The organism is Lentzea aerocolonigenes (genome assembly GCF_000974445.1).
GTDB classification, from domain to species: Bacteria; Actinomycetota; Actinomycetes; order Mycobacteriales; family Pseudonocardiaceae; genus Lentzea; species Lentzea aerocolonigenes.
Map to the genome: position 1 here is coordinate 78,310 of NZ_BBOJ01000002.1, position 12,097 is coordinate 90,406.

8 protein-coding genes are annotated in these 12,097 nt (G+C 68.8%); 3 read left to right on the forward strand and 5 right to left on the reverse strand.

Features of this window, described 5'->3' with window-relative positions:
- Positions 1-15: 15 nt before the first annotated feature.
- Genes AOM45_RS04340 through AOM45_RS04350 form a run of 3 tightly spaced genes read left to right on the forward strand, consistent with a single transcriptional unit; the run spans position 16 to position 2,739 of the window.
- Positions 16-405 carry a RidA family protein gene (locus AOM45_RS04340; RefSeq protein WP_081902645.1) on the forward strand — a complete coding sequence of 130 codons (390 nt, stop codon included), beginning with the start codon at positions 16-18 and terminating at the stop codon, positions 403-405.
- Between the two features lie 13 nt (positions 406-418).
- The gene (locus AOM45_RS04345; RefSeq protein ID WP_030472364.1) at positions 419-1,972 is read left to right on the forward strand and encodes a PPE domain-containing protein; all 1,554 of its coding nucleotides are present in this window, start codon (positions 419-421) and stop codon (positions 1,970-1,972) included.
- Positions 1,969-2,739, forward strand: coding sequence for an ESX secretion-associated protein EspG (locus AOM45_RS04350; RefSeq protein ID WP_030472365.1), 771 nt, complete (start codon positions 1,969-1,971; stop codon positions 2,737-2,739). The genes AOM45_RS04345 and AOM45_RS04350 overlap by 4 nt, the downstream gene beginning before the upstream one ends.
- Before the next feature lie 36 nt (positions 2,740-2,775).
- On the opposite strand, the gene AOM45_RS04355 is transcribed toward AOM45_RS04350, so the two are convergent.
- The 5 genes from AOM45_RS04355 to AOM45_RS04375 all read right to left on the reverse strand — a co-directional run bounded on the left by AOM45_RS04355 (position 2,776) and on the right by AOM45_RS04375 (position 11,732).
- The gene (locus tag AOM45_RS04355; protein ID WP_030472366.1) at positions 2,776-4,641 is read right to left on the reverse strand and encodes a DUF1996 domain-containing protein; all 1,866 of its coding nucleotides are present in this window, start codon (positions 4,639-4,641) and stop codon (positions 2,776-2,778) included.
- 224 nt (positions 4,642-4,865) lie between these two features.
- Positions 4,866-7,127, reverse strand: coding sequence for a cellulase family glycosylhydrolase (locus AOM45_RS04360; protein ID WP_030472367.1), 2,262 nt, complete (start codon positions 7,125-7,127; stop codon positions 4,866-4,868).
- A gap of 173 nt (positions 7,128-7,300) precedes the next feature.
- A complete protein-coding gene (locus AOM45_RS04365; protein ID WP_063757163.1) occupies positions 7,301-10,063 on the reverse strand; it encodes an immunoglobulin-like domain-containing protein in 2,763 nt (920 codons plus the stop codon).
- Positions 10,064-10,221: 158 nt separating this feature from the next.
- The gene (locus tag AOM45_RS04370) at positions 10,222-11,499 is read right to left on the reverse strand and encodes an ABC transporter substrate-binding protein (RefSeq protein WP_030472369.1); all 1,278 of its coding nucleotides are present in this window, start codon (positions 11,497-11,499) and stop codon (positions 10,222-10,224) included.
- Positions 11,500-11,519: 20 nt separating this feature from the next.
- Positions 11,520-11,732: an ROK family protein gene (locus AOM45_RS04375; protein WP_156094295.1), complete on the reverse strand. Its 213-nt coding sequence runs from the start codon at positions 11,730-11,732 to the stop codon at positions 11,520-11,522.
- Positions 11,733-12,097 lie beyond the last annotated feature (365 nt).

Genomic DNA, 12,097 nt, shown 5'->3' on the forward strand with positions numbered 1-12,097 from the left:
GCCAATGCTCGGGCCATGTACCTCGTGGACTCGCAGTCGCCGCCGCCTGCCGATGGAGAGGCCGTCGCTCTTAATAACAGCGTCACCTCCGGGCAAGTTACGCTCGACCCTGCGACAGGCGAGGAACTGCGCAAAACCCTCCGCGAGCAGATCGACCAGGTCGACTCCTGGCTGGAGCGCGCGGGCAGGCTCGCACGCCCCGCGCCGTTGGGTGCCAATCCTGTCGGTCAGGCGATGACTCACAAGTTCGAACACCGCGCCGACGGTGAAGTTCACTCATTCGTGAATGTGATGACGGCCTATCGCACCGTTCTGGAACAAACGCACGAGGCGGTCAGCACGGCGATCCGCAATTACGTCCAGGTCGACACGGACGCCACGACCGACATCAGCAAGCACGGCTGAACGAGAGGCTGTCATGCTCCCGGAGAACGACCTGGTGCTGCGCGACACCCAGAACTGGGCCGCTCGCTCCCACCGCGAGCTGTACGACTCGGTCCACCACTTCAACGATCCGGGTCAGGCGGGCGAGATCGGTTCCGAGTGGGCCCAGTTCGGCGCGGAGCTCACCGAGTCGGCGCAGCTCATCACGAAGCGCGTGGCGGCGAGCGAGTCCGGCTGGACCGGTGAGGCCGCCGAGGGCGCGCGGGCCGCGATCCGCAGGCTCGCGGAGTGGATCACCACGACCGCGAAGACCGCCGTCGAGGTCGGTGACAGGGTCGCCGCCCAGGGCCGGATCATGGCGACCGCCAGGGCCACCATGCCGGAGCCGCCCACCTTCACCCTCGACGCCGCCGCGCGCGGGCAGGGCGACCCCGGGCTCGCGGGCTTCACCGCGTCGGCGGCCGACATCCAGGCCGCGAGCGAGAAGGCACGCGCGGCGCACGAGCAGGCCGTGACCGTCATGGAGACGATGGAGAAGCAGTCGCACGAGATCGACGCCTCCACGCCCGCGTTCATCCCGCCGTACAACCCGGTGACGGGCAAGGCGGAGGAGCCGCCGCAGCCGATGATGCTGCGGTCGTCCGACGGCCCATCGCTCAGTGGCGCCTCCGGTGCGCCCGTCGTCGGCACGCAGTCCACTCCGGACTCCAGCGCACCGCCGTCTCCGAGTGGCGCACCGCCCGTGGCTCCGGCCGCGACGTACTCCGGTCCGTCCGGGAGCCCCTCGCCGGAGATCCAGCAACCCTCGTACCAACCGGCCGCGCACCACTCTCCCGGTGACAGCACGGCCGTGGCCGCCGCGTCGGCGCCCACGGCCGTGGCCGCCGCGTCGGCGCCGAGCTACCAGCCGCAGAGTTACAGCGCTCCGAGTGCGGGCGGGTACTCGGCACCGGCGGAGCAGCGGCCGGCGTCGTACGGGGTGCCGCCGTGGGCGCCTCCGCAGAGCGTGCCGCGGACCAGCACGTCCGGTGCCGCACCGCGCACCTCGACCGGCACGTCCGGCACCGCGCCGCGCACGTCGACCGGCAGGCCTGGTGCCGCGCGTCCCGTGCCGAACGCCGATCCGCACTCGCCGGTGCGCCCGACCACCACGGGTTCCACCGGCTCCGGCGGCGCGGGCGGTGGTGCGCGTCCCGGCGTCCCCGCGGGGCCCGGCGGCTCTGGCGGGTTCGGTGGCGGTGCGGGACGTGGTGGCTTCCCCGCAGGTCAGTTCACCACCGGCGGCCAGTCCGGTGGCGCGGCGATGCAGGCTGGTGGCGCCGCGGGCGTCACCTCGCAGGGCCGCGGTCCCGTGCCCGCCGGAGGGGTCGGGCCCGGTGCCGCGGCGGCGGCCGGCGCGGGCCAGGGAGCGGCCGGCGGACCCATGGGCGGTCCGGTGTCCGGCAAGGGCGAGGAGGACAAGGAGCACCGCGCGGCGTCGTACCTGATGGCCGGTGACCTGTTCGAGGTGCCGGGCGAGAACCTGCCGCCCTCCGTGATCGGCGGCGCCAAGCCGAAGAAGAAGCCGTCGCCGGAGCCGTCACCGTGATCGCGCCGGACTTCACGCTGACCCAGGCCGAGCTCGCCGTGCTGTGGCGGCACCACGAGCTCGGCAGGCTGCCGTACCCGCTGGACGTGCCGGCTTTCGGTGCGACCGAGTCCGAGCGCAGGAACATCGAGCACGACGTGCGCGACGACCTCGCGAGCCGCGGCCTGCTGTACGACCAGCACCTGGCCGCGCTGCTGCACCTGCTGTCCGAGCACGACGTCGCGGTGGACGCGGTCGGCCACTACGACCGCACGGTGCGGGCGCTGGCCGTGTCGACCGACGACGAAGCGGCGCTGGTGGTCATCGACGGCGACCAGGTCGGGGTGATGGAGATCCGGCCCACGGGCCTCGCCAGGACCGTCGTGGAGGTGCTGCCCGACGGTGACGCCGGGCCGGGCGCCGGGTTGTCGGTACCGCTCGACGCGTTGCAGACGGCCGTGCGGCTGCACGAGGACGCACCGGAGTCCGAAGACCCTTGGGGCGCCGACGAGCTCGACGAACGTCAGGCGCTCGAGCAGGCGGGTCTGTCCACTCAGGACGCCACCGTCGTCGCGGAACTCGCGGCGGGGAGGGTCCGCGGTGGACAGTTCGGGGTGAGCCGCGTCAGCACGCAGCTCACCGCCGACCGGGCCCACGTGGTGATCAACTGGTTCGACACGGCCGAGGGCCGCTACCTGATGGTCAGCGAGAACGGCTGGCTGAGCCTCGCCCCCGCCGACAACGAGCGCATCGCCCACCGCATCGACTCGGTGCTCACGACGGTGTGAGGTGGCGGTGCGGGAGGCACCGCCACCTCAGTTCGCTCAGGAGCACTTGCGCCCGTCGTTCACGCACTTCACGATCTGCGCCATCGTCTGGTCGGAGTTGACGTTCGCGTAGTCGTTGTGGTCCGAGAACGGGTTGTGGTTCTCCTCCGGGAAGGCGTCGAGCTGGTACTGGCCCTTCTCCTGGACGTCCCGCGGGATGTTGTAGGAGATGCTGATCCGCAGCTGCGGGATCGCCTTGAAGCCGTTCGGGCACGCGCCGCTCTTCTGGTCCGCGAACCGGACGTGGTCGCGGTGGTTGGCGCTGTCGGTGTTCTTGCCGTCCCAGCACCCGGCGAAGTTGTGCACGCGCATGACCTGGCTGCCGTTGGGGCAGATGACGTACTTGTCCGACAGCCGGTCCTCGAACCCGCTGCAGGTCCACGTGGCACGGGCGTTGGCGGGACCGCGGCTGGTCGGCTTCGCGTCACCGACGATCATCTTCAGGAACTTCGGCATCGCGGTGACCTTGCTGGTCGCGTTGCCGCGGTACTCGATCTTCACCTGGGCCGGGCGGACGATCTTGCCGTTGTTGCCGACGAGCTCCAGGTCCTTGCCGGACGGCGCGGCCAGCGGCGGCGTGGTGTTGGCACCACCGTTGTTGTTGCCGCCGTTGTTGTTGCCGCCGTTGTTGTTCCCGCCGTTGTTGTTCCCGCCGTTGTTGTTGCCACCGCCGTTGTTGTTGCCACCGTTGTTGTTGCCGCCCTCGTTGTTGAGGGCACACGGGGCGAGGCGTTCCAGGCCCTGCGGCCTCTGGGCGTTGCGGCCGATCGCGATGGCGATCCGGTCCAGCGTCGCGACCCGCTTGTCCTTCAGCGGCCCGAGAATCGCGTTGTTGATGAAGTTCGGCCCACCCTGTCCCTTGGTGGTCACGATCCGCTGGTTGGCCTCGGCGATCTGCTTGTCCAGCAGCGCCAGGTTGCGGTCCACCTCTTCGACCGCCTGGTCCGGGATGCCGGGCAGTTCGCCGCGCACCGACGGGCACTTGACCGTGGGCGTGGCGTTGTCGTCCTTGTTGCCCTGACCCTGAGCCTGTTCCAGTGCCTGGCCGGAGAACTTCTTCGGCTTGTTGTGGTCACCGTGGCCGGCGCCGCCGTGACCGAAGCGCAGGTCGCACTCGACGAGCGAGGTCAGGTTCGGCTTCTTGGCCGAACGGCCGATGGAGATCGCGATCCGGTCGATGGTCGCCACGCGCTTGCTGCGCAGCGGGCCGAGGATCGCGTTGTTCACGAAGTTCGGGTCACCGGGGTTCTCGTTGCGCGCCACCCGGTCGTTGGCTTCCTTGATCTGCTTGTCCAGCAGTTCGAGGTTCCTGTTGACCTCGTCCTTGGCCTGCTGAGGCACCGCGGGCAGCCGGTCCTTGACCGACGGGCAGGCGATCTCGGCGGGACCGGCCTCCTTGACCTTGTCCGGGTTGGAGCCGGACGAGTTCACGTTGGCCTTCGGGTTGATGCGCACGACCGGCCAGAAGTAGGACGACTTGTCCCCGTTCTTGCAGGTGGTGTCCGAGTCCTCGAGGCTCTCGTCGGTCGAGTCGGCGCTGATCGACAGGTTGCCCACGAAGTCGTGGACGTGCTGTGCGCCGTGCTGGAGACCGGGCTGCGCGACCGGGTTGTCTGCGCTGAACTTGCCGTTCTCGTTGGTGCCGCAGTCGACCGTGAACACACCGCTGGCGCCACCGTTCTGCACCTTCGGGTTCACGACGTTGGCGGCCACCTTCTCGATGGGCACGAACGCACCAACTGGCGCCGGGTCACCGTTCTTGGCGGCCAGCGCCACGGTGGCGGTACCTGCGGCCACCACGGCCACCGCCGCCAACGAGGCGATCAGGCGGAACTTCCGTCTGTCGGCTTCGCGGTGTGTCATTCGTCCTCCTCGCTCATGCCGTGCATGATCAGGAGTACGTGCGAGACGGCTACTCGGATTAATTGAATCTTGTACGTCTTACTTCGGTAAGAACTTGACGCCCGTCCTGGTAGCAAGCGCTTCCCGCCCAAGGGGCCGCGAAGATCACTCTAACCGCATCACGTGGTGACTTCGGGTGACCGACAACGCCGGTCACCCGAAGTCACCGCCCGCGGTGCGCGGGGTCAAACGGTCGTGCAGGTGCTCCCGTTGAGCGTGAACGAGGCCGGCGCCGGGTTCGAGCCGCTGTACGTCGCGTTGAACCCGACGTTCGCCGACGCGTTCGGCGCCAGCGTGCCGTTCCACGTCAGGTTGGTCGCCGTGACGTTCGCGCCGGACTGGGCGAAGGTCGCGCCCCAACCGGGCGGGGTGACCTTCTGGCCGCCGGGGAAGCTGAACGCCAGCGTCCAGCCGTTGACCGTGCTCGTTCCCGTGTTCGTGATGGTCACGTTCGCGGTGAACCCGTTGCCACCGCCCCAGTTCTGGGCGGAGTAGGCCACCTTGCACGTGCCGGGACCGCCGCCCGCGCTCGTCGTCGCCGAGACGATGCCCGAGTTCGCGGAGACGTTGCCGGCGGCGTCCTTCGCCCGCACCTGGTACCGGTACGTGGTCGACGGCGTCAGGCCGCTGTCGGCGTAGGTCGTCGACGCCGCCGAGCCCACCAGCGTGAACGCGCCGCTGCCGACCGCACGGTACACGTCGTAGGCGGTGACACCCACGTTGTCGGTCGAGGCCGTCCAGCTCAGCGCGAGACCGGTCGACGTCACGACCGAGGCCGTCGGTGTGCCGGGCGTGGTGGGTGGTTCGGAGTCGCCACCTCCGCCGCCGAAGATGGTCGCCTCCTTCGACGTGGCCCGGACACCGTTGGCGCCGTTGAGGAACCGCTCGCCCCACGGCGTGAGGCTCGCCGGGTTGAAGGAGTTCGTCATGTCGAGGTAGGCGACGTCACTGCTGTTGCCGCTCCACGACCAGCCGAGGTAACCCAGACCGCGGGCCTGGGCCTGCGCCATGATCGTGTCCTCGTCCGGGTTGCCGTCGCTGTGGTTGTGCCCGAACTCCCCGACGACCAGAGGCAGTCCGGCCGACTTGAACGCGTCGAAGTACGCGTTGATCTCCGCGGCGGTGTCGTACACGCCGTACATGTGGATGGAGAACACCGTGTTGCGCTGCGGGTCGGCGTTGAAGACCGAAGCAGCGTTGTCCCGCATGATGTTGCCCCAGTCCTGACCCCACATCGGCGCGTCGGCCATGATCAGGTGTTGCAGCCCCGCACTGCGCAACCGGCTGATCGCAGTGCTCGTCGCGCTCGCCCAAGTGGCGCTCACCGTCGCGTTGTTGCCGAACGGCTCGTTGCCCAGGTTGATGACGACGTAGTTCTCCTGGCCCTTCAGCGCGTTCGCCACGCCGACCCAGTACGTCGCCGCCTGGTCCAGCGTCGCCGCACCGCTCTGCTCGCCGTAGCCCGTGGTGTCGTGCACCTCCAGCACGCAGATCATCTTGTTCTGCTTGCACAACGAGATGACGTTCGTGACCTCGGAGGCCGGCGTCGGGCCCCACCGCTGGCCGCTGCCGAGCACGACGCGCACCGTGTTGGTGCCGAACGACTTCATGTCCGCGAACGCCCTGTTCTGCGTCGGGTACCAGACGTAGGCGTGGTTCACGCCGCGCATGACGAACGGCGTGCCGTTGGCCTCGACGACCCGCGTTCCCTCGACGTGCAGGCCGGCGGTCGGGGTGCTACCGCCGCCGAGCGCCGCGACCACGGCCGGGTACCAGCGGCTCTCGATCTTCTGGATGCCGGTGGAGCTGTTGGGATGCACGCCGTCGGTGGTGTCCGCCGACGTGCTGAAGCCCGTCCACTGGTCCACGACGGTGATCGGTGAGGCCGCCGTGCTGTTCGCGCGTGCCCAGCCGGGAATCGCGGCGTTGAGGTCGACCACGCGTTGTGCGCAGGCCGAGCAGTTGGACGGGTTCATCGGGATGATCTGGGCCACGACCAGCTTGATCGACGGGTTGCTCGCCCGCATCTGGCCGAGCATCGTCGTGTAGGCGTTCAGGATCGTGGCGGCCGGGATGTTGTTCCAGACGTCGTTGGTGCCCAGGTGCATGAGCACGACGTCCGGACGTGCGGACGACAGCCAGCCGGGAAGCTGGTTGTCCCGCACGATGTTCGTCGCCAGGATCCCGCCGTGGCCCTCGTTGTCGCCGTCGTAGGTGAACCCGCAACCCGGTGCCGGGAGCGAGCCGACGAAGTCGACGTCGGTGTGTCCGGTGTCTTGCAGGTGTTTCCAGAGCAATGCCCGCCAGCAGCCTGGTGAGCCGGTGATGGAGTCGCCGAGTGCCATGATCCGCGCGGGCGCGGCCGCACCGGCCGGGACTGGAGCGATGACCGCACAGGCCGCCAGGAGCAGGCCGGCCACCACCGCTCGGAGAAATCGCCAGGTCAAAACGACCTCCTGAGGATGTCCGACAGGGGGAATCCGATTTCCGGGAGCGCTCCCAGAAATCGGACTGTAACCACGGCGAAATCCCCTGTCACACCGCCGAGTGGCCCACTGCCAGTGCCTGTCCGATGCGGACAGGCCCACGACATCGGTTTGTCCTGTGGACAAACCTCCTCTCACCGCCGAAGCGCGGCGATCTCCTGCGCTGAAAGAACCCTGTTCCACACGGTCAGGCTGCGCATCTTGCCCTTGAGGTACCGGCCGGCGAAGTCCGACGTCTTGATGTCACGCGGAATTCTCGTGACGCCGTCCACCCGCGCGAATTCGACGCTGTCGTCGAACACGCGAGCAGTCCCGTTCGACAACGTGTACGTGATGGTGTGCCAGGCCCCGCGGGGCAGAGCGAGTCCGCTGTCGACGTGGAGGTTGCCGATGTCCCACAGGGAGTACAGGCCCTGCTGCGCCGGGTCGACCCACACCCGGACGGACACGGTCATCGCGTCGAGTCCTGCCGTGAGGTTGTCCGGCAGGCGGAGATGACCGTCCGTGCCACCGAAGACGAGCCCTGCCGACGAGCGGCTGACGTCACCCTCGATCGTTGCCGTGCGGCCGTTTCCGGACAGGTCGGCGACGGCCGGCCCCGCGCCACCGCGCAGGTCGTAGTCCGCCACGACGCCCTTCTTGTTGGCGCGCACCGGCGGTGGGCCCTTCCTGAGCCGTTCGAGCTCGGCCTTGGAGACCGGCAGCACCGTGCCGTGACGGGGTTTCGCGGGCAGCTGGTACTCCGCGGGGATCGACCAGTTCGGGTTCGCCAGCGAGTCGGTGACGAACGGGAGGTACCCGCGACGCGGCGTCTCGTCGAGGAAGGCGTAGAACTTCTTGCCGTCGTTGGACTTGAACACCGTCGGACCCTCGACCCAGTCCGTGCCGAGCCCGGTGCGGACGCAGTCGTCGACGAGCTCCCAGTTGCGCGGCCCGGAACCCGGCAGGTCCACCGCGCGCAGGTCCTTCGACCGCTCCAGCACGACGTCACGCGCGCACGACCCGATGACCTTCTCGTCGGTGGTGAGGCGGTAGTAGTACTCGCCCTCCTTGAGAACGGTGGAGTCGATCACGCCGCGGCCGGGGTCGTTCCAGACCTGCGGCGGGGTGAAGGTGCGGAAGTCGCGCGTGGTCGAGTACATCATCCGCGGATACGTCGGACCGGCGTGGTTCGCGTCGCCGGGCGAGTACAGGTTGGACGCCCAGTAGACGACGTAGGCGCCGATCAACGGGTCGTACGTCGCTTCAGGAGCCCACGTCATGCCGGCCGCGGGGTCCGAGACCGGGACGTGCCGCTGGTCCGACCACGTGACGAGGTCCGTCGACTCCCAGATCTCGAGGTGCCTGCTGCCGTGACGCATCGCCGCGTCCCAGCCGCGACCGCCGTTGATCTGGAGGTCGGTCGCGAGGAGGAAGAACCTGTCGCCTTCGGGGCTGCGGATGATGAACGGGTCGCGCACACCGGTCTCGCCGTGCTCGGACCTCAGCACGGGACGGCCGCCGTTGAGCTCGTCCCAGTGCAACGGGTCGTTGCCGCGGCTCACCGCGAAGTGCACCTGTTCGCTGTCCTGGTTCGCCTCACCGGTGAAGTAGGTGAACAGGTAGCCCTCCATCGCCGCGTTCGCGGGCAACGGCAGGACGGTGAGCGTGAAGTAGCGGGTGGCGCTGGTGTAGCCCTTGGTCGCCCGCACGGAGAGCCGGGCGGTGCGCGGCCGCGACCCGTGCGGTGGCCGGGTCACCTCGCCGGTCGCGGTGACGACGCGGGGATCGCTGCTCTGCCAGGTGAACGCGACGTCGCGGGCGCCCTTCGCCGGGAGCGTGATGTTGCCCCGGACCGTGTCCTCGTCGTGGATCACGATGTTCTTCAGCGCGTTGTCGACCTTCTGACGGTCGGTGTCGTCTTCCGGCACCGTCACGGTGAAGTCGCGCTTGGCGGTGTACCCGGCGTAGGTGGCGGTCGCGGTGAGCGTCACCGTCGCGTCGCCCGTGCGTGGCGCGGGCCGGGTGACGACACCGGCCGCTGACACCACCGACGGCCTGCTCGACTCCCAGGAGATGGCCGAGCCGCCCGCGGCCTTGAGGGGAAGCTTCAGGTCGTCGGTCCTGGCCGACGTGTCCCCCAGGTTCACCGCAGCGACATCGGCGGCAGGCCTGCCCGACGCCGTCGTCTTGCCCAGTTCGCGCGCCTCGCCCGCGCTCAGCGCACGGCCGTACAGGCGGAAGTCGCGTACCTTGCCCTTGAGGTAGCGGTCGGACGGGTGGACCGAGCGCCCGAGGTAGTTGGCCGTGGTGGTGCCGTCGCCTAGGGAGCCCGCGGTGGTGGTGACGCCGGTCTTCCTGGCGACCTCGACACCGTCCTCGTAGAGAACCGCGGTGCCGCCCGCCAGCGCGTAGGTGATCGTGCGCCAGCTGCCGCGGGCGAGGCTCCGTCCACTGTCGACAGTCTGTTCGGTCGACCAGTCGCCGCTCGCGATCGACGCGCGGAACTGGTCACCCGTCGCGAACAGGTAGCCGTTCCCGGTGTTGGCCACGGTGTTGCCGAGACCCCAGACGAAGTACGGGACGGACTGGTCGGCGGCGAGCTCGACCTGGACCGAGACGGTGACGTCGGCGAGCCCGCGGATCACGTTGTCCGGCAGGCGGACGTGACCGTTCACACCGCCGAGACGGAGGCCTTCCGCGCCCAGCCAGGTCGTGTCGCCGCTGAGCGTGCCGTGGCGGCCGAAGCCGGAGCTGTCGGTGACCTCGGTGCCGGAGGGCTGGGTGAGGTCGTAGTGCACGACCAGGCCGTCGTCGAGCGTGGCGGCCGAGCTGGTCGTGACGGAGACCGCGAGCCCAGCCGCGGTGAGGGCGACGGCGACGAGCGCCGACGTGAAGGTGAGATGACGCAAGGACATGCCGGCCTTTCCCGACGGGCGCACGTGCAAGCGCCCAGCACAGGGTTCAAAAGGGGAACACGCGGACAGTCCCGGAAGTGAGCGCCAACATAGCTGGCACTCGATAGGTCGTCAATGAACCGGAGGGCGGGGCGGGAGCTCCCCCGCCCTCCGCGAGGTCATTTGCCCAGGTTCTCCAGCGACCGCTGGGCTGCTGCCAGGCCGTCCTTCGGCGTGATGACGCCGTCGCAGATCTCACCGATGATCGTCCCGAACGCCTTCTGCATGCTGCCCCACTCCGGCGTCATCGGTGGCGCGTAGGCGAACTCGGCGGACTGCTTGAACGCGCCCATGTTCACGTCACCGATGGCCCACGCCGGGCGCAGGAAGTCGTCGCTGTCCTGCACCTCGCGGTTGGCGGGGGCGTCCTGGCCGTTGGTGGCGATCGGCTTCTGTCCCTCGGCGGTGGTCAGGAAGTCGAGCACCTTGAACGCGAGCTCGGGACGGGTGCTCGACTTCGTGATCGCGAGGCCGCTCTGGAACGAGATCGTCGCCTGCTTGGTGTTCTTGAACAGCGGCGAGATGCCCCACCGCACCTGCGGGGCGTCCTTGAGCGAGGCGATGTTCCAGAAACCAGTCATGATCATCGCGGCGTTGCCCTGCGCGAAGAGCTGGTCGGGGCTGCCGACCTTCAGCGCCTCGTAGTCCTTTTTGGACGGAGCGACGTGGTGCTTGTGCACCAGATCAGCGTAGAACTGCATCGCCTTGACGTTCTCCGGCGAGTTGATCACCGGCTTGCCGGCGTCGTCGAGGACCCTGCCGCCGTTCTGCAGCATGAACGCCATCCACCACGGCCACCAGTCGCCCGCGGCGAACCCGTAGCGCATGGTCTTGTCGCCGTCCTTGATCGTCAGCTTCTGGGCCGCCGCCAGGAAGTCAGGCCACTTCCAGTCGGCGGTCGGATACGCGACGCCGTCCTTGTCGAAGAGATCCTTGTTGTAGTACAGGACCATCGGCCCGTTGCGGTCGGGCAGCGCCCACGTCTTGCCTTCGCGGTCGTAGGAGTGCGCGGCGCGTTCGCCGAACCTCGCGACCAGGTCGACCTTCTCCGTCTCGATGAAGTTGTTGAGCGGCAGCAACTGGTTCTTGCTGCTGTAGCTGTGCACGGACTCGTTGACCTCGATGATGTCGGGCGGGTTGCCGTCCGCGATCATCTTCCCGATCTTCGAGCCGTAGTCGCCGTCCTTGAGGTGCAACAGCTTGACGTTGACGCCCGGGACCCGGTCACTCGCCAGGTCGACGCGCTGCTGGTAGGTCTTGGCGTCCTGCTCGCTGCCCCAGACGGCGACCGTCACCTCGGGTTCGGGCGCCGGACGTGGCGCACCGGCGGTGCAGCCGGTCATGACCAGACACGCCACGACCGCGGACACGGCTCTGAACGGGCGGAGTTGCCCCATGGATCGATCCCCTCGGAAGTTCAGTCGAGCAGGTGGGTTTCGAAGGCGAGCACGGCCGTGCCGAGGGACACCGGGTTGTCCTGGTGCCTGCCCAGCACGGCGGTCGCCGCTTCGAAACAGGGTGCGAGCGCGTACTCCTCGATCACCGGGGTGACCGCGGACAGGAGAGGCTCTCCGAGCACGCCACTGACCCACCCGCCGAACAGGATCAACTCGGGGTTGAGCACGTTCACGAAGCCGGCCCGCACTCCCCCGCGTCGTCCGTCGCCCCGCGCACCAACCGCCCGCCGTCCACGATGCCCCTCACCACCGAGGTGCCCAGGTCGACCACGATCATGTCGTCCCGGTCGTGTGCCGCACCGCCTCGTACACCTGGTGCCGCACAACGGCAACGACGTCGAGAACCTGCCCGACCACAACCTCCGGCGCGCTCTCCAGTGCTGGAAACCCGTTTCCGGGCCAGCCGCGCCATGGTCTGGTCGAACAACTCGGCCGTCACGTGCGTCTTGGTGACGTCCACCCCACCACTGCAGAAGCTCCGCACAACCTCGACGCGGTGAGCCCGCCTCAGATCGCCCGAGTGCTTCAGTCGCATGAA